The 25,305-nt window shown below is 33.2% G+C and carries 22 protein-coding genes; 16 read left to right on the top strand and 6 right to left on the bottom strand.

Features of this window, described 5'->3' with window-relative positions; translation table 11 throughout:
• Positions 1-7 precede the first annotated feature (7 nt).
• Positions 8-1,951: a DNA mismatch repair endonuclease MutL gene (mutL, locus tag SB773_RS17365; protein ID WP_088034601.1), complete on the top strand. Its 1,944-nt coding sequence runs from the start codon at positions 8-10 to the stop codon at positions 1,949-1,951.
• A gap of 353 nt (positions 1,952-2,304) precedes the next feature.
• Positions 2,305-3,291, top strand: a complete 987-nt coding sequence (locus SB773_RS17360; protein ID WP_088034604.1) for a choloylglycine hydrolase family protein — start codon at positions 2,305-2,307, stop codon at positions 3,289-3,291.
• A 525-nt stretch (positions 3,292-3,816) separates the two neighbouring features.
• On the opposite strand, the gene SB773_RS17355 is transcribed toward SB773_RS17360, so the two are convergent.
• Complete coding sequence (locus SB773_RS17355; RefSeq protein WP_000461142.1) at positions 3,817-4,002, bottom strand: hypothetical protein; 186 nt, start codon at positions 4,000-4,002, stop codon at positions 3,817-3,819.
• Between the two features lie 485 nt (positions 4,003-4,487).
• Here SB773_RS17355 and SB773_RS17350 point away from each other — a divergent pair, with 485 nt between their 5' ends.
• Entirely contained in the window at positions 4,488-7,271 is a 2,784-nt protein-coding gene (locus tag SB773_RS17350) for a dynamin family protein (protein ID WP_410591111.1), read from the top strand.
• A 99-nt stretch (positions 7,272-7,370) separates the two neighbouring features.
• Here SB773_RS17350 and SB773_RS17345 read toward each other — a convergent pair whose 3' ends face one another.
• The 3 genes from SB773_RS17345 to SB773_RS17335 form a co-directional block, all read right to left on the bottom strand.
• Positions 7,371-9,290, bottom strand: coding sequence for an LTA synthase family protein (locus SB773_RS17345; RefSeq protein WP_410591109.1), 1,920 nt, complete (start codon positions 9,288-9,290; stop codon positions 7,371-7,373).
• A gap of 550 nt (positions 9,291-9,840) precedes the next feature.
• Positions 9,841-11,178, bottom strand: a complete 1,338-nt coding sequence (locus SB773_RS17340; RefSeq protein WP_410591107.1) for an NAD(P)/FAD-dependent oxidoreductase — start codon at positions 11,176-11,178, stop codon at positions 9,841-9,843.
• A gap of 303 nt (positions 11,179-11,481) precedes the next feature.
• Positions 11,482-12,279 (bottom strand): cell wall hydrolase, encoded by a 798-nt coding sequence (locus SB773_RS17335; protein WP_410591105.1) that lies wholly within the window; start codon positions 12,277-12,279, stop codon positions 11,482-11,484.
• Positions 12,280-12,659: 380 nt separating this feature from the next.
• Between SB773_RS17335 and SB773_RS17330 the strand changes: the two genes are divergently transcribed.
• From SB773_RS17330 to SB773_RS17285, 10 genes are all read left to right on the top strand, one after another.
• Entirely contained in the window at positions 12,660-13,649 is a 990-nt protein-coding gene (locus SB773_RS17330; RefSeq protein ID WP_241875711.1) for a phosphatidylinositol-specific phospholipase C, read from the top strand.
• A gap of 205 nt (positions 13,650-13,854) precedes the next feature.
• A complete protein-coding gene (locus SB773_RS17325) occupies positions 13,855-15,264 on the top strand; it encodes a glycoside hydrolase family 1 protein (RefSeq protein ID WP_410591102.1) in 1,410 nt (469 codons plus the stop codon).
• Positions 15,265-15,294: 30 nt separating this feature from the next.
• The gene (locus SB773_RS17320; protein WP_002033710.1) at positions 15,295-16,002 is read left to right on the top strand and encodes a GntR family transcriptional regulator; all 708 of its coding nucleotides are present in this window, start codon (positions 15,295-15,297) and stop codon (positions 16,000-16,002) included.
• A 194-nt stretch (positions 16,003-16,196) separates the two neighbouring features.
• Entirely contained in the window at positions 16,197-16,391 is a 195-nt protein-coding gene (locus SB773_RS17315) for a hypothetical protein (RefSeq protein ID WP_002033711.1), read from the top strand.
• Positions 16,392-16,423: 32 nt separating this feature from the next.
• A complete protein-coding gene (gene bshB2 / locus SB773_RS17310; protein ID WP_410591132.1) occupies positions 16,424-17,104 on the top strand; it encodes a bacillithiol biosynthesis deacetylase BshB2 in 681 nt (226 codons plus the stop codon).
• Positions 17,104-17,901, top strand: a complete 798-nt coding sequence (locus tag SB773_RS17305) for an alpha/beta fold hydrolase (RefSeq protein WP_002142829.1) — start codon at positions 17,104-17,106, stop codon at positions 17,899-17,901. The genes bshB2 and SB773_RS17305 overlap by 1 nt, the downstream gene beginning before the upstream one ends.
• 67 nt (positions 17,902-17,968) lie before the next feature.
• The gene (gene pdxR, locus SB773_RS17300) at positions 17,969-19,402 is read left to right on the top strand and encodes a MocR-like pyridoxine biosynthesis transcription factor PdxR (RefSeq protein ID WP_410591098.1); all 1,434 of its coding nucleotides are present in this window, start codon (positions 17,969-17,971) and stop codon (positions 19,400-19,402) included.
• Positions 19,403-19,435: 33 nt separating this feature from the next.
• Entirely contained in the window at positions 19,436-19,792 is a 357-nt protein-coding gene (locus tag SB773_RS17295; protein WP_410591096.1) for a CidA/LrgA family holin-like protein, read from the top strand.
• 23 nt (positions 19,793-19,815) lie between these two features.
• Complete coding sequence (locus SB773_RS17290; RefSeq protein ID WP_016100781.1) at positions 19,816-20,487, top strand: LrgB family protein; 672 nt, start codon at positions 19,816-19,818, stop codon at positions 20,485-20,487.
• A 65-nt stretch (positions 20,488-20,552) separates the two neighbouring features.
• On the top strand, positions 20,553-20,975 hold the full coding sequence (locus tag SB773_RS17285) for a YfmQ family protein (RefSeq protein ID WP_002088014.1): 423 nt from the start codon (positions 20,553-20,555) through the stop codon (positions 20,973-20,975).
• A gap of 27 nt (positions 20,976-21,002) precedes the next feature.
• On the opposite strand, the gene SB773_RS17280 is transcribed toward SB773_RS17285, so the two are convergent.
• Together SB773_RS17280 and SB773_RS17275 are read right to left on the bottom strand one after the other, a co-directional pair.
• Positions 21,003-21,404 (bottom strand): CBO0543 family protein, encoded by a 402-nt coding sequence (locus tag SB773_RS17280; RefSeq protein ID WP_016100783.1) that lies wholly within the window; start codon positions 21,402-21,404, stop codon positions 21,003-21,005.
• A complete protein-coding gene (locus SB773_RS17275) occupies positions 21,379-22,557 on the bottom strand; it encodes a DUF2515 domain-containing protein (RefSeq protein WP_410591093.1) in 1,179 nt (392 codons plus the stop codon). Before SB773_RS17275 ends, SB773_RS17280 begins: the two co-directional genes overlap by 26 nt.
• Positions 22,558-23,024: 467 nt before the next feature.
• Between SB773_RS17275 and SB773_RS17270 the strand changes: the two genes are divergently transcribed.
• The 3 genes from SB773_RS17270 to SB773_RS17260 are packed head-to-tail and all read left to right on the top strand — an operon-like array spanning position 23,025 to position 25,260.
• Entirely contained in the window at positions 23,025-24,011 is a 987-nt protein-coding gene (locus SB773_RS17270; RefSeq protein ID WP_410591091.1) for a UDP-N-acetylglucosamine 4,6-dehydratase family protein, read from the top strand.
• On the top strand, positions 24,008-24,916 hold the full coding sequence (locus tag SB773_RS17265) for an SDR family oxidoreductase (protein ID WP_002128673.1): 909 nt from the start codon (positions 24,008-24,010) through the stop codon (positions 24,914-24,916). The genes SB773_RS17270 and SB773_RS17265 overlap by 4 nt, the downstream gene beginning before the upstream one ends.
• Positions 24,916-25,260 carry a DUF6572 domain-containing protein gene (locus tag SB773_RS17260; protein WP_170935245.1) on the top strand — a complete coding sequence of 115 codons (345 nt, stop codon included), beginning with the start codon at positions 24,916-24,918 and terminating at the stop codon, positions 25,258-25,260. Before SB773_RS17265 ends, SB773_RS17260 begins: the two co-directional genes overlap by 1 nt.
• Positions 25,261-25,305: the final 45 nt, after the last annotated feature.

Raw genomic sequence — 25,305 nt, 5'->3', positions numbered from 1 at the left:
TAAGTAGATGGGGAAAATTCGCAAACTCGATGATCAACTCTCTAACTTAATTGCGGCAGGGGAAGTAGTAGAGCGCCCTGCCTCAGTTGTAAAAGAACTCGTGGAAAATTCCATCGATGCGAATAGTACATCTATTGAAATCCACTTAGAAGAAGCTGGATTATCGAAGATTCGCATCATCGATAATGGAGATGGTATTGCTGAAGAAGATTGTATCGTTGCATTTGAACGACACGCAACGAGTAAAATTAAAGATGAAAATGATTTATTTCGTATAAGAACGCTCGGTTTCCGCGGAGAGGCCCTGCCGAGTATTGCCTCAGTGAGTGAATTAGAGTTAATTACGAGCACAGGTGATGCGCCTGGTACACACCTTAGTATTAAAGGTGGAGACATTATAAAACAAGAGAAAACGGCAAGCCGAAAAGGAACAGATATTACTGTACAAAACTTATTTTTTAATACACCAGCGCGCCTTAAATATATGAAAACGATTCATACAGAGCTTGGGAACATTACAGATATCGTGTATCGTATTGCAATGTCACATCCAGAAGTATCGTTAAAACTGTTTCATAATGAAAAGAAATTGCTTCATACATCAGGAAACGGTGATGTAAGACAAGTACTTGCATCGATTTACAGCATTCAAGTTGCGAAGAAGCTTATTCCGATTGAAGCTGAGTCTCTAGACTTTACAATTAAAGGTTATGTAACATTACCAGAAGTAACGAGAGCGTCGCGTAACTATATGTCAACGATTGTAAATGGCCGTTACGTTCGAAATTTCGTATTAATGAAAGCAATTCAGCAAGGATATCATACGTTATTGCCAATCGGACGATACCCAATCGGCTTCTTATCAATTGAAATGGATCCAATGCTTGTTGATGTCAACGTACATCCAGCAAAATTAGAAGTACGCTTTAGTAAAGAACAAGAATTGCTAAAGCTTATCGAAGAAACATTGCAAGCTGCATTCAAAAAAATACAACTCATTCCAGATGCTGGTGTAACAACGAAGAAAAAAGAAAAAGATGAAAGTGTGCAAGAACAGTTCAAGTTTGAGCATACAAAACCGAGAGAATCATCTATGCCTAACATCGTTTTACCAACAGGAATGGATGAGAAACAAGAAGAAACAACGACTGTAAAACAACCAGCACAACTGTGGCAACCGCCGAAGCAAGAATGGCAACCACCACAGTCACTCGTAAGAGAAGAGCAAAGCTGGCAGCCATCCTCTAAGCCGGTAATAGAGCAAACGGTTCGAGAGGAAAAGGAATGGACTAGCAACGATGACGATTTTGAATTAGAGGAATTGGAAGAAGAAGTCGGGGAGATAAAAGAGATTGAAATGAACGGTAATGACTTACCGCCGCTTTATCCAATTGGACAGATGCACGGAACATATATTTTCGCTCAAAATGATAACGGGCTATATATGATTGATCAGCATGCTGCGCAGGAGCGCATCAATTATGAATATTTCCGTGATAAAGTGGGACGAGTTACGCAAGAAGTACAAGAATTACTTGTACCGTACCGCATAGATTTATCTCTTACCGAATTTTTACGTGTCGAAGAGCAGTTAGAAGAACTAAAAAAAGTCGGACTATTTTTAGAGCAGTTTGGCCATCAATCCTTTATCGTTCGTTCGCATCCAACGTGGTTCCCGAAAGGACAAGAAACAGAAATCATTGATGAGATGATGGAGCAAGTCGTCAAACTAAAAAAAGTTGATATTAAAAAATTACGTGAAGAAGCAGCTATTATGATGAGCTGTAAAGCATCGATTAAAGCAAATCAATATTTAACGAACGATCAAATATTCGCTTTACTTGAAGAACTTCGTACAACAACAAACCCATATACATGTCCGCATGGAAGACCGATTCTGGTGCATCATTCTACTTATGAGTTGGAGAAGATGTTTAAGAGGGTTATGTAGGGTTAATGTCCAAAGAGAAAAAGTTCGTTCCCAGTTATTTGAAACGGTTTGAAAGTGCCTAGTATTATTTATATGTGCTGAAAGAAAATAAAATAAATATGTAATAGCAATGTTCTCTACAGTTATTTTAATAAAATATAGAGAGAAATAAAAAGGGGCGATAGTAACAAGTCGCTCCTTTTTAATATCATTCTTTTGCAACTATATTTTAAAAATTCATTTATAAACTAGAGATAACCTATTTGTAATTTATATGTGCTTTCTCATTTTTTTGTAAGAAAAGGGGCTTTTAATTTACAGAATTATCAGAATTATGTAAAGTGTATATAAAACCATAAAATGGGGTGTTCTTTATGTGTACTAGTTTGACATTACAGACAAAAAATGGTCAGCATCTTTTTGCAAGAACGATGGACTTCACATTAGATTTGAATCAAGAAGTAATAATCATTCCTCGGCATTACCAGTGGAATAATATAACTGGTGAAATCATTAATACGAAACATGCTACGGTCGGAATGGGAATTAATCATCAAGGAAGGATCATTATGGCGGACGGAGTAAATGAAGCAGGTATGACATGTGCAACACTCTATTTTCCAGGATTCGCTACTTATAGTCAAAGCATAGATGACAACAAAACGAATTTGGCTCCATTTGATTTTGTGACTTGGAGTCTCACACAATTCAATTCTGTCAAAGAGTTAAAGAAATCTGTAGATAGCCTTACCTTTTTGGATATACCATTACCGGATTTAGGACTTACACCACCACTACATTGGATTTTAGCGGATAAATGGGGAGATTGCATTGTACTGGAGCCAACAAATGAAGGATTAAAAATGTATGACAACCCACTAGGAGTGATGACGAATAGTCCGGAGTTTAGTTGGCATTTACAAAATTTAAGACAATATATTGGCCTTAAATCGCAGCCATTCGCGCCAACAGAGTGGAGTAACTTGCCATTAAGTGCTTTTGGTCAGGGCTCAGGTTCAATGGGACTTCCAGGGGATTTCACCCCGCCATCAAGGTTTGTGCGAGCAGCATATGGCAAACAAAACATTCAAGGTATAGATAGTGAAGAAGAGGGAGTATCGGCCCTTTTTCATATCTTATCAAATTGCGAGGTTCCTAAAGGCGGAGTAATAACAGAAGAAGGTGCATTAGATAATACCATTTATACAAGCGTAATGTGTATGGAGTCCGGAACATATTATTATCATACTTACGATTGTAGACAAATTATAGCCATTCATTTATTTCATGAAAATTTAGATACAGATGAGATTAAAGCCTATTCGTTCCAGCGGAAACAAAACATATTTTATGAAAACTAAGTTGCTTTGAAACTGCGTTTGGTAAATTTTAAAATATATATAATAGAGCAATAATGACCTATAAAAAGTAGGAATCGGAAGGAATATAATTGATAATCTAATAAGTAACCCGAATAAATACCCCTTAAGAAAAAATAGACGCAAAATATTCAAGGTATTATATAAATTCAATCCAATGACTCCTACCAGTAAAATTCTGCTGGTAGGGGCAGGTGCATTGGCTAAGAAACTTATTTTTTCATTAAACTAGCTTTTATTTCTTCTAGAAGGCCCATTAAAGTGCTATTAGGTAAAATAAACATGGACGTACTACTCCATTTATAAATAGCAAAGCACAAAAAAGGTGTGGAAAATATCCATACCTTTTTTGTGCTTCTATTATCTATGTATAAAAAAGCGCCGTATATCAGCACTTTTTAAAGGTACGTAAATTGTATAATAAGGATTTCTACATTATTAAACACATAACTATGCATGGCCAAATATAGATTCTTATTTGGTTAATTGTTATAAGGATCTATACGGTTATTTATTTTTATTATTATTAATTTTTTCAGTATATAAAACCTGCTCTTTATAATGCTTTTTAATTGGGAAGTTATGTGTACCAGAGCCGTTTTTGAAAGTTTTATTGATGGGGTTTTTTAGAGGGACTGTTGTAGTTTCAGTAAATTCATATGGGTAATTTATTTTAGATTTATCTTCAAACATGAAAATGCCTCCTTTTTAGGATTTCCTGAATTCTTTACTATAACATGATATGCATATAGATTTTTTTTGGACTAGTTATTTATATAGGTTAATGGAATTTAATTACGTAACTACTGAAATATTTCAAAGGAAAACAAGGTGAGAAATATATTATAAGGATTTCTTTTATTTATTAGCGAAGGGAATCTTGCATATATATTCGTTATAGATTGTTTTTATAATGTAATATATATATGGTTTTCTTGATAATATAATGTGGAATATTATAGTGTTATTAGGTTATTAGGAACATTTAATGTTGTTTCACAACTGAAAGGGAATTGAAAAAAAACTGAAACTTTTCTCATAAAAATTCAATCTTACTTGAAAAATGAAAGGAAAATGAAATTTTTCAAAAGGAATTCTTTGTTAAGATAAAAAGCATACATACAAAAAAGTATTGACATATCTCAAAAAATGTATTTTGAGATATAGTGGGGGAAAAAATGAGATTAGAAAAACAATTAATAAAAAAGATGTATTATGAAACATTCCTAATGGAGAATGAAACACACCCACCTCTTCAAGTACTTGGAGAAGCTTATGTAAACGAAGAAAAAAATGAGATTTCTGATGGATCTTATATTCGTTTTGCACAAGGTGAATTTTATTATCACCATCAAGATTTTGAAGCAGCTATTTTTAAATGGGAGAAAGTTAGTAATGAACTAGCACCATGGGCACAAAAAAATATTGCGGATGCTTACTTCGAACTTAACCAATTATCAGTTGCTGAAAATGTGTATACTTCCATTACTACTGATAACAAAACACTTATGACTGAAATTGTACTGCAATTACTGTCTCTTTACATCGAGCAAAATAATTTTGATTCAGCTTTCGCTGTTATAAAAGAAGCGGTTTCTTTAAATCCCGATTATCCAAACGTCACAACAATTGCCCGTTCCTTTTATGAAGAACAGCAAGATTTTGATAGTGCAGTAGAGCTTGCTGTGAACGAGTTAATTCGAACAGAATCTTATCCGTGGTTTGAGGTTCTAAAAGAATATATCGATAAAGGATTTACTAAAAATATTTCACCAGACTATTTTTATAAAGTATTAGTTACATTAAATAATGTAGATCAAGTACAATTTACGCAAATTGTTTCATCACTTTGGCACAGCTATAAAGATGAACAAAATTACTTATTATGGCTTAACACAATAAATGAATTTTTCATACATATCGAAATACATTCGTCCGATATATGGGACGAAATTTCTTCTCTTTACGAAGAAACATACTTTGAATTAATTCAAGGTCAATATATGCTTAGACAATTACACGATATCATTCCAAACCTGTTAACAAATTGGTTAAAGGTAGTCAATCCATCTCATGCTGTATTTCCATCTGCAGCAGTACTGGCATGGGATGAGATTTTTCCTTCTAAAATAGATTCAGCGGATATAAAAGATGCAGAAGACCTACTGTCATATTCTATTAATCATGTGAATGGCTTAGAGTATAGTTTACATCTTTTTGAATCTATTACACACTGGGCACAAGAACATGATTTAGAAATGGGTCACCGATTTAGCTGGTTAGTTGGTGAGCTTGCAGATTTAAGAACAAATCGCCTATTAGTAACTGGAACTTCAGGGAACGGAAAAGCTTCATTTATTAACTCTATTTTAGGAGAGAATATATTAGAAAACTCAATTTCAAATGTAGTTGTTTTTAAAAATGACGCTTATACAGAAATTAACGCTATAACAGATTCGGAAATTACAACAACTGAGAATTTCTCTGATTTCCATAACATGATGGCAGTGCATCGTCAAACATATAGAGATAGAGCGTGTGTTGAATTTAAATTACCATGCAGGTTTTTAAGTAAAAATAAACTTACATTCGTTGTTACACCTAGCTTTAATAGGAACAATGACGCGAGAGATGAGGTGTTTGAATATTTAAACTCTGTAGATGAATTATTATTCGTATTGAATACGGATTCACCTTTTACTGACAAAGAACGTGACATTCTATTAAGTATCCAAGAACATACACCAAATCTACAAGTTCATTTCTTATTAAATAAAATCGATAACATTTACAATGAAGCAGAAGCAAAAAGAGTTATACAAGATACGCAAGTGAGAATAAATACATATTTCCCTAATGCAAGAGTTTTCCCTTATTCTTCGTTATATACAAATAGTAAACAACTAAACGATTTAACTGAGTTTATTCATTTTAACTTTAACCATAAAAATATCGATGCAGAACGTACTGAAAAGCTATTGTTTTTCATTCGAAAAACAATTACATATCTTTTGGATAAACGCGTCGAGAGGGAAAATAATCTAGTGGATTCTATTAATTGGAATGAAGATATGTTAGTTAAACTAAATGCTTGTATTAATAACCTTACTGCTTTTGAGAAGGAAAAAATTCATTTAATTACAGAAACATATCGTACAATGAAAAACGAAATTACTAATGATCTTACAGAACATATTCCGAAACTATTGCAGAGTTGTTCCGATTTAATTAGTGAAGAAAGTGATTTTGGGCACATTGATATTGAACTAAATACAGCGATGAATGAAAGGGTGCAACAATATCTAGAACAAACTGTATTACCTAATCTTGCTCGCTCTATGCAGAATTGGATTGCGACTTCTAATAACGAGCTCCTTCAAAGTCAATTGTACTTAGCAGAAACCAGTGAAGGACTTAATTCTTTATTTGGAGAAAATCGAATACAGTTAGAATGTGACTTTAAAGTAATTGATGACTGGCGAAGAGATACTGATAGAATGACAACTAGAATACAAATGGAAGAAGTAAATATTTTACGCCGATTTACGCCAGCACAATTTTTACTGAAAAGTGCCGGTAAATTATTTGGAGTTCTTCCTAAAAATAAAGCTATGCTATATAACAAATACAAACAGTATTTAGAAAATGAAGATTATACCGATGTAACGGCTTCTATTATGAAGAAATTTTTCTTGCAGTTTGAGCTATTTGAAAACACACAAGAGCGGGATATTAATATGTTCTTTAGAAATCCATTTGGCTCGTTGGAACAAGCTGTAAAAAACACTCATTTAGAAATAAAAGAAAAACAAGATAAACTGCATAAAATGAAATCAAACCCTGAAGTTTATCATGATCCTATAACGCTCTTTGAATTGAGATTACGTCAATGTGAAGTAATCTTAAATATAGGTGATGATAATGCCTATACAGATTTAACTTTAGAAACAAGCGTAGAATAAAAGTAAAATATATCAAGTTTTTTATATGAAATTGCATCACGTGTTATAAGAGGGGAAAAGGGAGCAACCGTAATGAGTTGCTCCCTTTCTTTATATAGATTACTTTTCAGTTTCTTTAATTTTAGTTTTTACTTCTCCAGTTTTAATTTTATTACTTTCTGAAAAACGTAATAAATCGCCTTCAATAATTTTGTCAGACATTCGTAACTCATTTTGTGCACGGTTAATGAGTGCTTGTGCTTCTTTTTTTGGTAAATCTACAATTTCACCTGTTATGCGGTCATAGAAAGTATTGTTTTTGTATGCATACTTGTTTGTAATAAAGCTACCATCACGTAAAACAACAAAACCGGTATATTCATCTGAAAACATATCATGGCCAAAACGGATATCGTTAGTAGTATCAATCCCTAATAAATTTAAAATAGTAGGTTTCATATCGATTTGTCCCGTAGGCTTTGAGATAGTTTGACCTTCTGTTTGGCCAGGGATATGAATATATAAAGGTGTGCGTTGTAAATTTAAAGTATCAAATTCTGTTATTTGATCTTTTTCTAAAAACTGTGCCATTGCGCGATTATGTTTTTCAGAAATGCCGTAATGATCACCGTATAACACAATAATAGAATCATCATACATTCCCTCGGCTTTTAAACGCTCAATAAATCTTTTAATTGATTCGTCTAAGTAACGTGCTGTTACGATGTAACGATCAAATACGCCATTACCAGAGTTGTACGGTTCAATGAATTTTGTATCTTCATCATACGTAAATGGATAATGGTTTGTTAAAGTAAGGAAACGAGCGTAAAATGGTTGATCAACAGTTTTTAATATATCTACTGATTGATCAAAGTATTCGATATCTTTTAATCCCCAATTTAAATTTGTTTCTGGCGTAATTTTGTAATCAAGTTCATTATAGTAACGATCATAACCAAGAGCAGAGTACATAATATTACGATTCCAAAATGTTGCGTTATTCGCATGGAATACAGAAGTGAAATAGCCTTGCTGACGTAAAATTTCTGGAGTCGCAGTATAATCGTTGTTACCGTGCGTGAAGAATACCGCTCCTCGATTTAATGGATACAACGATGTATCTATTAGAAATTCAGAATCTGATGTTTTTCCTTGACCAGTTTGGTGGAAAAAGTTATCAAAGTAATAGCTTTCATTTATGAATTCATTCAAGAACGGTGTAACTTCTTGACCATTGACGGATGCACCTATTAAAAAGGTTTGCAAGGATTCAAGAGTAACGACAATTACGTTTTTTCCTTTCGCTGCACCAAACATATTAGGATTTGGTTCACTTTGGTTTGATTTTACGTAGTTTTCAGTTTCTTGTAATTTACTACTATCTGCAAGTGCCTTTTGGGATCCAGCTTTTACTTGTAGTGTTAAATCATATACTTGATGAGTGTATAGTCCTAAATTTTTCACAAGCATTACGCGGTCGAAGGATCTCGTTAATAATTCAGGTCGTTCTTTTTCTGCAAGCTGTAGATTTGCAAAAAATACACCAATTGTTAAAAGAAAATATAATAAGCGTGCAGAATGAGTTACACGTTCTGTTTTAAAGACTATTGCTTTCTTTTTTAATAAAATAAAGAAGAAAATAATGTCTACGAATGCGAGTATAATTTTGTAGTTCAATATTTCTATAATACTGCCGCCTAATTGGCCGAAGTTTGATGTTTGTCCAAGTACTGGTAACGTAACGAAATCATTATAAAAATCATAGAACATTACATTCCCAGCAAGTACGATTGTTAATAAGAGATTAATACATAGCGCTATATAATTTCTCTTTTCACCGGTTGCAAATAATGCTAATCCAACAAATGCTAACGATGCAGCGAGAGGGCTAATAAACAAAATAAGTTCTTGTGTAGAAGACTCAATTTTTAAATCAAAACTGAATCGCGTAATAAGATATGTTTTTAACCATACTGCTAAAGCAATTATTATAACAAAGCTTATATTTTGCAGTTGTAAATTTATTTTATTCTTCATTTTTACACCTTCTTTATAGAATTTATTTAACTAATGTTATATATTATATTTTTATAACTATTAGAGTGTGGTGAACCATTTAGATTATATTTTTCTAAAGGTAATAATTTGAAGTATTCATATACATATAATGGAGAATTTTAAAGCGAAGTAACATACATCTAATTTTTTTAGAAACAGAGCAGAAAAAGTCATAGTCGTAGTAAAAAATACTTATAGACATCCTAACATATTAAACACTACGGCGATGTTACAAAATATCGAACAAATGAAAGTGAAAATGAATAGATGATTTTTAAACTATTGACATTCAACTAGTTTGAATTTTCAGAAAAGTAAACTTGAAGAAAACGGTTATATTAATTAGTAGAAAACTACATTCTATATAGAATGTAGTTTTTCATGTGTTTTCAATATATCCCGTAAAATCCTGATTCTTTGTGGCTTAATCATCAGCGGGGGAGGGATAATAATTTCGTTAAAGCTATTATTAGATAAGTAAAGTGTTGGTGAAACTTAAAACATTTGACTGGCATCTTAATTAAAAAGTTTAAATACCTGATAAATATTTTCCAACATACAGACCACTTGCAGCTGCTTGAGATAATGAGTGAGTGACGCCTGAACAATCTCCAATTAAAAATAGCCCATTCATACTTGTTTCAAAGTGGTTATTGATTTTTATTGTAGGAGCATAGAACTTTCCATCAATTCCATATAATAAAGTATCTTTATCGATAGGTTCTTGGATAAATTGTTCTAAACGTAATAAAAATTTTTTGAGTCCTTCAATATATAATTGAGGAATTTCTTCATTCAAATCTCCATAATCTCCGTGTAGTGTAGGCTGTATACGATTATGTTTCATGTTGTTCTCCGCTGTAGGTTGTTTCTTTATTAAGTCCTCTAAACGCTGTATAACAATCCGATCTCGTCCTTGGTTAATGCTTTTAATAATTGAACTTGCGTATACATTTGCTTCTTTGAGAGTTGGAAAATAGCGTGGGATAAATAAAGTGAAATTTAAGTTAGAAGTGCCAGTTCCTTGCTCTCGAAAATTTTGACCGTCAGGCATAACTAAACCTTCTTCGTACTTTCGAATAATGCGTCCTTTTGGATTCATACAGTAAGTAGTAGCCGTGAAATGTTCATGCTCATAAGAAAGTTTCGTCTCAAATGTATCTTTTAATATAGAACGTAATTGATGTTCTTTCATCTCTACTCTAATACCTAAATCTACACGAGTTTGTTCCTGTGCAATTTCAAGGGAAGAGCACATTTCTTTTAACCAATCAGCCCCGGAACGTCCTGTTGCAAATACGAGTTGCTTAGATTGAACTATCCCTTGATTTGTAGCTATTCTAAAATGATCTTTCTGCCTTATGATATGCTCTACATCTATATGAAATCGGATATTTATTTTCGTAAGTAAAAATTCGTAGAGCTGCTGAAAAATGTTACTTGAAAGTGTAGTGCCAAGATGCCTTACTTCTGTTGTGAGCATTTGTAAACCACACGCTTCAGCTCTCTTAGTGAGATTTAGATTTTCTGTAGAATATTTTGAAACCGAACTTCCGCCAAACTGACATAGAATTTCATCTACTTCAGCCATGAGTTGTATAAAAGCTTTTTTACCTACTTTTTGCTCAAGTTCGCCACCAAATCCATTTGTATAATTAAATTTCCCTTCAGATTTTCCTAAACCACCAAATCCGAAATATTTATCACATGTAGTACAATTACACAATTTTCCTTGGTCTAAAGGACAATGGCGATCTTTTAGCGCTTTACCTTTATCAAGAATTAAAATCTTTTTGTTACTTTGGGCTAATGAATAAGCCATAAAGATGCTACTTACTCCAGCTCCGATAATTGTAACATCATACATATTCTTTCACCTGCTAACGAATAGTTTGTTTTTTATTTTCTTAGTGTATAACACTTTTATGAAGTTAAGAAATAGCTTTTATTAATAAAGAGGGAGTTTTTGAACTTGATGCTTTTGTAATTTCTCCGAGGGGTGGAGTAATTACAAATGTTTTTATTTGAAGGAAGAAATAGTTTTAAATAATCACTATGTCATATGATTAATAAAATCTTACATATAAAAAAAACAGACCTTTTAAGTAAAGAGGTCTGCTAATCATTGGAAATAGTTGTTAAGTGCATAAATTTGAAGAGAATTATAGTTTTATTTAGCGAAGACGTGGTTACCGATTACCGCTACTGTTTGACGTGTCGTAATCCATTTGTTTGTTGAAGTTTTTGGATTATAAAAATAAAGCCAATCAGAATGTATTCCATTTGTAGAGATAGCCTCTTCTACTGCCATTTTTGCTTCTGCGCTTGCAGGCTGATTAATTCTACCATCGGTAACAGGAGTAAATGCATATCCGCGTTTAATAGGTTCATAAATAACACCTGTTATTGTATTTGGAAAACCATTTGCATTTACACGATTCAAGATAACTTTCGCCACCGCTACTTTTCCTTTATATGATTCGCCACCTGCCTCAGCAGTAACTAAGCGTGCCATTAAGTCTTTTTCTTTTTCTGAAATACTTGAATTGATTTTTAAATGTTTTCCTGTATAAAGCTTGTTTCCGACTGTATTGTTAATTTGTTTTATAGATTGAACGGTAACGTTGTAACGCTTTGCTATAATTTCTAATGAATCTCCCGGCTGTACTTGATAAATAATTTGTCCAGAGATGTTCTTAGGTTTGTCGTTTTGATGAACAGTGACCTCATTTGATTTCATGGATCCTGGAATATGTAACTGTTCACCAATAAAAGTTTGATCTTTTCCTTTATTATTTGCTTGTTTAATAGATTGTATTGAAACTCCATATTGTTTACTGATACCCCAAAGTGTATCATTCTTTTTTACTGTATGAATGGTGGAAGCCTCAGCTACACCTTGATTACATACGAATGTAATTGCTGCCGCAGATAAAGGAATTATATGTTTTATTTTTAATAATTTCATTGTAAATCCTCCCAATAAAAAATTAAGTTTTAACTGTTGAGTAATGTAGTTCAGAGTATATAAGATATGTATTTATATTTTAATATAAGTATATTAGCACGTATAGAATAAATAATCATTATAAGTTTTTTATTTATATCATGTAGGACCCAAATATGAAATATTGCATATGAAAGCCCATTGAAGTTCGAGTTGTTGCTTACTATAATTTATCTAGTGAAAAGGGATATTAAATTTTTTAATGCATTGAGATGAGAATATGTGGATGTTTTTAAATTTTACTTCTATGCAATATTCCATATTTATGAAACATTATTTATTAAGTAGCTTATATTATATTCAATAAGTTTGATATAAAACAGAAAAAGAGAGGGATAAAAATGAGCAATAAGAAGTTTATTTTGAAATTATTCATATGTAGTACTATACTTAGCACATTTGTATTTGCTTTCAATGATAAGCAAGCAGTTGCTGCTAGCGCTGGTAATGGGCTTGAAAACTGGTCAAAATGGATGCAACCTATACCCGATAACGTACCGTTAGCACGAATTTCAATTCCAGGAACACATGATAGTGGAACGTTCAAGTTGCAAAATCCGATAAAGCAAGTATGGGGAATGACGCAAGAATATAATTTTCGTTACCAAATGGATCACGGAGCTAGAATTTTTGATATTAGAGGGCGTTTAACAGATGATAATACGATAGTTCTTCATCATGGGCCATTATATCTTTATGTAACATTGCATGAATTTATAAATGAAGCGAAACAATTTTTAAAAGATAATCCAAGTGAAACGATTATTATGTCTTTAAAAAAAGAGTATGAGGATATGAAAGGGGCAGAAGATTCATTTAGTAGTACGTTTGAAAAAAATTATTTTCCTGATCCTATCTTTTTAAAAACAGAAGGGAATATAAGACTTGGAGATGCTCGAGGAAAAATTGTGCTACTAAAAAGATACAGTGGTAGTAATGAATCTGGAGGATATAATAATTTTTATTGGCCAGATAATGAGACGTTTACGACAACTGTAAATCAAAATGTAAATGTAACAGTACAAGATAAATATAAAGTGAGTTATGATGAGAAAGTAAAATCTATTAAAGATACGATAAATGAAACGATTAACAACAGTGAAGATTGTAATCATCTATATATTAATTTTACAAGCTTGTCTTCTGGTGGTACAGCATGGAATAGTCCATATTATTATGCGTCCTACATAAATCCTGAAATTGCAAACTATATGAAGCAAAAGAATCCTACGAGAGTGGGCTGGGTAATTCAAGATTATATAAATGAAAAATGGTCCCCAATACTTTATGAAGAAGTTATAAGAGCGAATAAGTCACTTGTAAAAGAGTAAAGATTGTCATAGTAAGAAGCGATGAAATACATCGCTTCTTTTTTGTTTTCTAAAAATTAACATCAAATATAGTTTTACATATCGTACGTTCATGATAGAAAAAAATCGAAACTTAAGCTATAATTACTACATATAAAATTTGTGCCTATAAATTAAATATGTGATAATGAATTTGATTTATTCTAACGAAACGGAGGTATATACTATGAAGTTTCCACATGATTTTTTATTCGGAGCTGCTTCAGCTTCTTATCAAGTAGAAGGTGCATGGAATGAGGGTGGAAAAGGTGTTACGAATTGGGATGAGTTTTCAAAAATTCCTGGCAAAACATACGATGGAACAAATGGTGATGTAGCGGTTGATCATTATCATCGATATAAGGAAGATGTTCGTTTAATGGCTGAGATGGGATTGGAATCGTATCGTTTTTCGATTTCTTGGGCGAGAATATTGCCGACTGGAGATGGAGAGGTAAATGAAAAAGGAATTGAATTTTATAACAATTTAATTGATGAATGTTTAAAGTACGGGATTGTACCGTTTGCCACTTTATATCATTGGGATCTACCATTACCGTTAGAAAAAGATGGTGGGTGGACGAATAAACGAACAGCAGAGGCTTTTGTAAAGTATGCAGAAATTTGCTTTAAGGCATTTGGTGATAGAGTGAAACATTGGATTACTTTCAATGAAACAGTAATGTTTTGTGGATTAGGCTATTTAAAAGGTGCACATCCACCAGGAATACAAAATGATGTTCCAAAGTATTTTCAAGCGACTCATTATGTATTTTATGCGCATGCGAAAACAGTTGCGGTGTACAAGCAGCTGAAACAGTATGGGGAGATAGGGATTACACATGTTTTCTTACCTGCTTATAGTGTGGATGATCAAAAAGAAAATATACTAGCAGCAAATCATGCGAATGAATATGAAACGCATTGGTACTACGATCCAGTTTTAAAAGGTGAGTATCCGTCTTATGTTGTACAGCAATTAAAGGAAAAAGGATGGACTCCTAATTGGACGGGTGAAGAATTAGAAATCATTAAACAAAATGCCGGGAAAAATGATTTTATTGGCTTGAATTATTATCAACCGATACGAGTGGAAAGATACGATATGGATCTAAAGAATGAAGAACATTCTCGAGAAAACTCAACACTTGCTCCAGGTAATCCTTCTTTTGATGGTTTTTATCGAACAGTTAAAATGGATGATAAAACATATACAAAATGGGGATGGGAAATATCTCCCGAAGGTTTCTTAGATGGATTACATATGTTGAAAGCACGTTACGGCGACATAAAGATGTATGTAACGGAAAATGGACTTGGTGATGAAGATCCAATCATTGACGGAGAAATTGTAGATGTTCCGAGAATTAAATTTATTGAAGAGCATTTAAAAGTAATGAAGCGTGCAATTCAAGAGGGAATTAATTTAAAAGGTTATTATGCATGGTCAGTTATTGATTTATTAAGTTGGTTAAATGGATATAAAAAGCAATATGGCTTTATTTTTGTCGATCATAATGATAACTTAAAACGTAAGAAGAAACTTTCGTTTCATTGGTATAAACATGTGATCGAAACGAGAGGAGAAGAGTTATAACAGATAAAAGAGTATTTTAGGAGAAAGTGTATGAGTGCAAAGTATAAACAAATTGCAGATGTGTTAGAGCAAAACATTCGAGATGGGCTTTTTAATGAAACGAAAAAATTACCTACAGAAGAAGCGTTGATGAATCGATTTGAAGTAAGCCGTAATACGATACGTAAAGTAATTAGTCAACTTGTGAATAGAGGTTATATTTTTCAAGTGCAAGGTAGTGGTATGTTTTTACGTGAAACTTCTGTAACAGATTACATTAATTTAGGAAGTTTACGTGGATTAACGAAAAATCTCGTTTCACAAAATATTGAAACGAAAGTGCTAGAGATTGAAGTAATAGAGGCAAATGAAGAGATAGTAGAACGGATGCAATGTGAGATTGGAACTAGACTATATTTTTTGAAGCGTTTAAGAATTGTAGACGGTAAACCATTCTCTATTGAAGTAAGTTATTTCAAAAAAGATATCATTCCTTATTTGAATGAAGAAATAGCATTAAGTTCTGTATACAGTTATTTCATTGAGGATTTACGATTAAATATTGGCTTTGCCGATAAAGTTATTAGTTGTGAAAAAATAAATAAAGAAAATGCAAAGCTTTTAGAACTAAATGAAGGTGATCCAGCGCTTCTTATTGAAAATACAGTTTATCTTGTAAATGGAACAATTTTCGAGCTATCTCAATCAATGTTTCATTATGAAAAGACCAAACTTTTAAATCGAATTAATTTTAATTGAAAATGAATATAAGTAGCCTTGTAAAAAAAGCAACTGGTCCTAAGTGAGCAGTTGCTTTTTATTTTTAAAGTGGATGAGCAAAAAAACACAAAAGTGGTTGGTCCGTTTTTTACAAACTTCTATTATGATAAGAGAAGAAAGGTAGTATTTTATTCATGCTTTAAAATAGACTGGCCTTAGAGAGGTGGAAGACAATGAGTTTTGCGATTTCACTAGTTGTTATTATTGTAGTTGTATCACTGTTTGGGACCGTACTAGTCGCACGAAATGTAGAGGAGAATTATGGTAAGTCTACAAAGAGGAATGTGAAAAACTTATCCGCTATCTATGTCATTCTTCTTTTAGTGCTTCTTGTAGGAGTTACTTGGTATGCGGTCGTTATTTTATAAAGTTTGTATATGATGAAGGAGTTAATATATTGATGAAAAATGAGCGCCACGTTTTAGTTGTTTTCCCGCATCCGGATGATGAGTCGTATTGCGTGGCTGGAACAATTTTGGCTTATACTGAGCAGAAAGTCCCTCTTACTTATGTTTGCTTAACACTTGGTGAAATGGGGAGAGCGATGGGGAATCCACCTTTTGCAACTCGTGAATCTTTATATACAATTAGAGAGAAAGAGTTAAAGCGAGCTACAAATATTTTAGGGATTGAAGATTTACGTATGATGGGATATCGTGATAAAACTCTTGAATTTGAAGAGCCTGGAAAATTAAGAAGCTTGATTCAAAACTGTATTGAAGAATTGGATCCTTCTGTAGTTATTTCTTTCTATCCTGGGTATGCAGTTCATCCGGATCACGATGCAACAGGGGAAGCAGTAGTAGAGGCCTTAGCTAATATTTCGGAAAGTAAACGACCAGCCTTTTATGCTGTAGCTTTTTCGAAAAATCATGAAGACGAAATAGGACCTCCAGATTTTAAAAATGAAGTGAAAAAATATGTTCCGAAAAAATTGGAAGCATTACGAGCACATGCATCACAATTTACAACTAAAGTGGATGAGCTGCAAAGGGAGTATGAAGACGGTATTTCAGGCACAGTTGAGTGGTTAGAAAGAGAACCGTTTTGGATATATTCATTCAAAGATAAAAATATGTGATGCTACATCTGAAGGTGATGAATATGTATTTTGAATATAAGAATCGAAAGATTTTTTACAATATAGAAGGATCGGGTCCTGTCATATTGTTTTTACACGGTCTTGGAGGAAATTCGAATAATTGGTTATATCAAAGAAAATACTTCAAGAAGACATGGACCGTAATCTCACTCGATTTACCTGGGCATGGGAAATCCGAAGGGATGGAAATTAGTTTTAAAGAATATTCAAATGTTTTATATGAGTTATGTAATCATTTAAAGCTAAAATCAGTAACAATTTGTGGTCTTTCAAAAGGAGCTAGAGTGGGTATCGATTTTGCTATTCAATATCCACGTTTTGTTTCTAGCTTAATTGTTGTAAATGCATTTCCCTATTTAGAACCGGCAGATCGTAAAGAACGACTTGAAGTATATGATTTACTTAGCTTGCAGGATAAAGGGAAAACTTGGGCTGATACGTTATTGAGAGCAATGGGAGTAGAAGATAATGATGCAATTGTCCGAGGATTTCATCAATCCCTACAAACGATTCATCCGACGCATATTCAAAGGCTATTCGCTGAATTAGTTGATTACGATCAAAGACCATACCTCTCTAACATTGCATGTCCTGCATTAATAATACGAGGAGAGAATGATTATTTTGTTCCGGAAAAGTATGTGAGAGAATTTGAAAAACACCTGAGAAACGTGACTTTCGTTGAGTTGAAAAATAGTGGGCACTTGCCTTATTTAGAACAGCCTACTAGCTTTAATGTGACGGTAGAGGCATTTTTAAATCATGCGCTTGATTAATACCATTTTTGCAGTGAATACTGTTATTAATGAGTTCAGGACACCAGCTTGGAGAGGAGGGAACTAAATGGAATGGCAACCGAATCGTGAAGATAAGATACCAGTTTATAAACAAATTGCTGATTACATTGAAAGAGGCATTTCTACCGGTGAATTCCCTTCTGATAGAAAATTACCTTCCGAGCGTATGTTAGCACAGAATTTACAAGTGAACCGGAGTACGGTCGTAGCTGCTTATGAGGAATTGAAATCACTTGGGGTAGTAGAACGGAAAAAAGGAAGCGGCACTCGGGTGAATACAGATATATGGGGTGTGTCACATAAACGAATACCGAACTGGGGTAGGTACGTTGAGGATGGATCGTTCTTACCTAATGTACCACTTGTTCAACAAATTCGAACGGAAACACAAAAAGATGATTTAATCAATTTAGCGAGTGGTGAATTGTCATCAGATTTAATTCCGAGTGATAGATTTCGAACAATTTTGTCGGAGAAAACATTTATGGGAAATCTCGGTTATGACCATCCGCTTGGAAATGAAATGTTGCGAAAAACCATTGCGGCACATGTCGAGCAATATAAACAAATAGAAGCAGATTCAAGCTCTATTCTTATTACATCTGGAGCTCAGCAAGCACTTAATCTTATCGTTCAATGTTTGTTAAAGCCTGGAGATGCGATTGCAATTGAGGATCCCTCCTATTGTTATTCACTTCCGATGTTTAAATCAGCAGGTTTAAAAATATTCCGTTTACCAGTTGATCAGCATGGTATGAATCCAGATGACTTAATCGATTTGCACAAAAAGCATCGCATTCGTATGGTGTTTTTAAATCCGGATTATCAAAATCCAACTGGAACGGTACTTTCATTGGCAAGACGTAAAAAGGTTTTAGAACTATCTTCTGAATTTGGTATACCGATTGTAGAAGATGATCCGTATAGTTTGACTTCTTTTAATGGAGAAGTGAATCCAACATTGAAATCGATGGATCAAAATGGGAATGTTCTTTATGTGAGCTCATTATCAAAAATTGTTGCATCAGGATTACGTATTGGTTGGGTAATTGGCCCCACGCGCGTAATTGAGAGATTGGCAGATGCGAAGCAGCAAGTTGATTTCGGTCATAGTGTATTTACACAGTGGATAGCGAACCAATTTTTAGAATCTGAGGATTTTCATACGCATATTACGATGCTCCGTGGACAACTGAAACAAAGAAGAGATGAGTTAATTAGAAAGCTTGAAGAAATATTAGGGGACCAGATTGAATTTTTTGTTCCTGAGGGCGGAATACATTTATGGTGCAAAGTGCAAGGAACGTTTGATGAATATCATTTACTAGGTGAATCTATACAAAATGGTGTAGCATTTGTCCCAGGAAGCGTCCTAGGTTCGAAAAGTGAATATATCCGATTTACTTTTGGCAGAGCGAATGTAGAACAAATTCAGCTTGGAGTTACAAGGTTTGCGGAAACATTAAATGAGATTTCATAATAGCGAAGCGTAATATGGAAATGAGGGAAAGAAATGAAGTACGTGACGCTTTTACTTCAAGTAGGCGTGCTATATGTGTTTAGCTTAGCTGGTACGTGGATTCAAGGAGTATTCCATCTGTCGATGCCAGGAAGTTTAATAGGGATGTTAATATTGTTTCTACTCCTTTCTACTCGTATTTTTCCATTAAAGTGGTTTGAGGTAGGGGCAGAAAAGTTAATAGTATTTTTACCGTTATTTCTAATTCCTTCGACAACAGGATTAATGGAATATGGATCTTTTCTTTTAAGTAAGGAGAGTGTTATATTCCTTTTAGTAATTGCAAGTACGGTAGTAACATTGATTGTTTCAGGGTATGTAAGTCAATTATTAGTAACATCAAAAAAATAAAATCGACAAGGTGCACGATTCAAATGGTCTTAATTATTATTACTGTAGTAATTTATTTATTGGCGACAAAGTTATATAAAAAATTTACGTTTCCATTTACGTTACCGGTATTAACAGTTACAGCAATTATGATTTGCTTATTTTTGATATTTGGTATTTCTCATCATGAGTATAAGGAAAATGGGGGAGACATTCTTTCAGGTTTTTTGAGTCCTGCAATTGTAGCGTTAGCCATACCTCTATTTAAAGAGCGAAAGATACTTATGAAAAACTTTTTAGCGATACTAATCGGCGTAGTGATAGGTATAGTGGCTTTAACGAGTATGAATATAGTGATTGGTGGAATTTTAAATATAGATAAGGAACTTATATTAACAACTTTACCACAATTAGCGACAATGCCTATTGCCATTTCATTAGCGGATCAAATTGGTGGCATTCCATCTATGACTTCTAGTTTTGTAGTTGTTGCAGGAATAACAGGTGCTATTATCGGACCGACAGTACTTAAGTTTTTCCGTATAACAAGTACGATTGGAAAAGGAGTGGGGATGGGCTGCGCATCACATATTATTGGTGTGAGCCGTCTAGTGAAAGAAGGAGAGAAAGAGGCAACTATCGGTTCGGTAACGATGATTGTAACAGGGATACTTATTAGTATATTAGTACCTTATGGAGTGAAATTTTTATTTTGAAAATTAATGAATCGTAATAAGGAGTATAACACTACTCATTTTAGAGCGTAATGGAGATGATTAAAATGACAACATGGTTTATAGTTACATTATTTATTTTTGGTGCTCTTAAAGTACTAGTTTCTAGTATGCCAACTTCTGTTGTAGAATCAATTATTAGTAGATTTGAGTTACACCAAAAACTTGATGAGGAAAATACTACTGTAACGGTAGATGGGGAAAGTATAGAAGGAGAAATGAAACTGCAAGTTATTCATGAATTTAACGAGGCTTTATTTTTAGATAAACATTATTTTCCGCCGCAAGGGAATGGTACACCGATAGTCATGGAGACGAAGAAAGGAAAAAGAGAGATTAGATTTTCTATATATAGCTACGAGGAACACGTTGATGTAGTAAAGCAATATAAGAAGAAAGTAGTTGCATATCGTTTGCGATCAAAAAGCCTTCAAAGTCGTTCAGTAGCAGTAACTGAAGATTATGCTTAAGGAGAGACCGTTATTATAACGGTCTCTTTATTTTTGCATCCAAGTATATAATTTCCAAATAAGAGAAAAGAAAATGATATATCCAAATAAAGAATAAGTATGATGCCAATTCCCGTTATGTACAAATAAACCTAACCTCTCAGCAACTTGTTCAAAAATACTAGCACAAAGCCCTATTAAAATAATAAATAGAGTTCTAGAAACTGCAGATAATGTTTTTGAAATTTGTATGAAAATGATTGTTAAAATTGGTAGCACAAACAACGTAAAGCCTATGTTAACTGAAAATATAGATGAGAAAGGTCTAACTGGAAAGGAATATATTTGTGTATGCACAAAGAAAGCATCTAAACAAGTTCCAATAATAGAAGAAAGTAAGACTGTAACTAATAATGCTAAAAAATCATTCTTCTTCTCGAAGGAGGACATTTTTCTTTGCGAGAATTGCGAGTTCAATTTTTTCGAGTGTTTTGCAGTAGTCTTCTGTAATTTGTCCATTTATATTTTCCTCCTTATCAACTAAATAATTTACAACTTGCCAATCGTTAAACCAATCTTCATTTTCAACGTCTTCATGTTTCATATCCCGCCATGCATAGATGAGTGCAGGGCTGTATATACGATACGCGTCACTACGTAACTGGCATTTCTTTATTCGGCGTTTATAAAACTCACGCGAAAAAGATTCATTTACACTAGAAAATAAATGAGGCCAGTAATCTTTTCTTGAGCCTGTATGTGGATGGTGATGGACCCAGTTTATTATTTGAGATAAAATATGTGTATCCCGAAATAACAATGAATACAACCGTTTTCCAAGTGAAATTCGTTCATGCAAAGAAGTGAAATGTTTCATTGTATCACCAAATAGTAATACTTTTTGCTTTTTATCATTTTCGTAAAATGGGAAAAGGATATGATTAAACTGAAAAAAATCAAAGAGTTTAAATCCAATACTATTTAATACAGTCTTTTTAAAGTGTGCATTTTGAATAACTCTTTTTTCTAAGTAGTTTTGTTCATTAACAATAGTTGCGATCGCTAATGTTTTTTTGTTACCTGTTTTCCAAAAATGGTTCCACATTGTTTCCATAAATGTAGAAACATTTAAGTGAGTGAGAAGGTGAAATAGCTTTTTTGATTTTTTTACACTTTGCTCATATAGTAAAAATTGAGGATATACATCTTGGAAAATGAGCCAATTTCCTCTTTCTAAAAAAGAGAAAAATGTAATTTGATCTTTCTCGGATAAAAGCCTCGTATATAAATCTCCCTTTAAATCTGTCATATTCCAGCCACCGTTACGTGATACGATATGCCCAAGTAGTGCCCAATGTATTTCTGGATATTGAATGTAAAATTGGTAGTATGCACGTGTTCTTGTGACGTTATTTTTATTTAGTTCTTTTGTCTGAGCTTTAATTTTATCGATGATAAGTTGCTCTTCTTTCGTTAATTTATATATGGTAACAGAAGAGATGAGATCGCTTTTTTGTTGTAACTCGTTTTTCACGTCGAATAGGGAGAGAGGGAGTGCTTTTGAGAATTCTTTAGACGTATTGTTTGAATTGCTTTGGTACATTCCATTACCTCCCTTTTCTATGAGTTTAAATGTGGTATTGGTTATGAATCATTCCATTTATCCCGCTATTAACGAGCAGTAAGACTCCCATCTCAAAAGTCGGCTAAAGCAAAGAAGTTAGGTGAGGGTGGGGCTGCTCGTAAAAGCCCGATTGATTCAACTAATAATCAGTGGGGGATGGACAAAATCCCCACTAATTAAAGTTTCACTTTATTTTATTACGAGTATAAGAAATAAATGAGCGGTGTTTTTTAAACCAGTAATATAGTTATCATTCAAACAGTATAAAGAAAATCTAATTGCTAAGAAGTGAAATGAAAAACAGAAACTATTAAAAAATAGTTTCTGTTTTTTTATTTTGTCAATTAAATGTAACAAACGACGATTATGATTTGAATCAATTGAAAATAATTCAATAACCTTAATAAATACAATTTGAATTGAAATGTATGGTAGGAGGAAAAGGAATGCTTAATAAAATAATTTTAATTACTGGTGGTACAGGTTCGTGGGGACATGAACTTATAAAACAACTATTAGAAAAATCACCGAAAGAAATTAGAGTTTTTTCAAGGAATGAAACGGTTCAGTTTGAAATGCAGCAACAGTTTATAAATGAAGAGAGATTGAAATTTATTATTGGAGATATTCGTGATAAAGAGCAACTAGTATATGCTTGCCAAGGTGTACATTATGTATTTCATCTTGCAGCTTTAAAGCATGTTCCAGTATGTGAATATTATCCTTATGAAGCTATAAAAACAAATATACATGGTACGCAAAATGTAATTGAAGCATCTATCCAGAATCAAGTTGAGAAAGTTATATATGTTTCAACTGATAAAGCGGCCGATCCATCAAATACGTATGGGATGACAAAAGCAATTGGTGAAAAATTAATGGTTCATGCGAATGTGCAAACGAAGAAAACAAAATTCATTTGTGTTCGTGGCGGAAATGTTTTAGGAACGAGTGGAAGTGTGGTACCGCTTTTTAAAAAGCAAATTAAGCAATCTTCAAAAGTAGGGATTACCGATGCAAATATGACTAGATTTTTCTTAACCATTGAAGATGCTGTTGGATTGTTATTTAAAGCAGCATGTGAAGGAAGAGGAGGAGAAATCTTTGTTATGAAAATGCCAGCATGTAAAATAACGGATTTAGCAAGAATATTGATTGAAGATTCGAAAAAAGAAAACGTGAAGATAAAAGAGGTAGGGATAAGACCTGGTGAAAAATTAAGTGAAATGCTTTTATCTGAGGTAGAGAGTAAAACAAGTATTAGTTTTGATCAAAATTATTTTGTGGTACTACCGACTATTCCTATAGAAGGGCTTCAAGAATATTATGCTAGTTATCCGCTTGTGGATGTGAAGAGTTTTAGTTCTCAACAAGACTTACTTACAAAACATGAGGTGAAACAAATGTTAGAAAAAGGAGGGTTTTTACGATGAAAAGAAATGCGAGCCTTTTAATAACTGGTGCAAATGGCTTCACAGGACGTCATGCTTGCCAATATTTTTTAGAGCAGGGCTTTCATGTAATTCCTATGTTTCAAAATCGTTCACATAGAGAAAAAATCGAAAATGGTATTACTTGTGATTTAACAAATAAGAGTGAAGTAATGAAGGTAATTAAACAAATAAAACCAGACTATGTATTGCATTTAGCAGGAAGAAACTCAGTTAATGAGTCTTGGACAGCTTCTCTGGAATATATAGAGATTAACGTAATAGGGACTTTATATTTATTAGAAGCCATTAAGCAGGAAGCCTCGCATTGTAAAACATTAGTTATAGGATCTGCATTGCAAGCAGATAGTATGAAAAACATAAAAGTTTCAAATCCATATAGTTTAAGTAAAACTATGCAAGTCATTATTGCGGAGGCTTGGGGCGGATTAATGGATTCAAATATTATCATTGCAAAGCCCTCAAATTTAATTGGTCCAGGAGTATCGAATGGTGTTTGTTCAATTCTCGCAAAAAAAATGATAGATATAGAATCGGGTAGAAGTAAGGCGATTATTGAAGTAAACAGTTTGAAAGATAGTAGAGACTTTCTAGATGTACGTGATGCAGTTAAAGCGTATCATGTGTTATTACGTGATGGTATAAATGGAAAACAATATAATATTGGATCAGGAGTAAAACGCTCTTTATTAGATGTATTGGAACAATATAAAGGATTAACACAGTTGAATTTTACTATAAAAGAAACAGAGAATAGTGAGAGCGGCTCAAATGAAAGTTTAGTATTAGAGGATATAAAAAAGTTAGGTTGGGTTCCAGAAATCCCATTTCAGCAATCATTAAAAGATGTACTTGAGTATGCGAAGTGTAGTGACATCTGCATTTAATGAAAAATATAAAAGGATGTAAGAAATATATGAATTGTTATGAGACTATAAATAATCAAAATATGCTATCGCTTTCGATTGTTGATACGCTGGATTGGAAAGATGAAGAAGAACATGTTTTGCGCATCTATGAGGCGATAAATACATGTCGAGCATATGTGGAAAAGGTTAATCGAAACCCCAAAACAATATATACAGGAACTAGGCCTGTAATCCAAGTCTTTACTCAGTATGAATGTAGTGAGTATGGAAATGATTTTTATGAACTCATCAAAGATCTTTTGCAAGACATAGGTCTGGAGTTAAAGATTTATATAAATCATAGTAAGTTAATGTACATTTGAAAGATTACTATAAAGCTAGACTTTTAATGATAAAGGTGGGATATA

It is taken from the genome of Bacillus sp. SIMBA_074 (genome assembly GCF_046534555.1).
GTDB lineage: Bacteria > Bacillota > Bacilli > Bacillales > Bacillaceae_G > Bacillus_A > Bacillus_A mycoides.
This window is presented reverse-complemented; position numbering and strand designations above follow the sequence as displayed.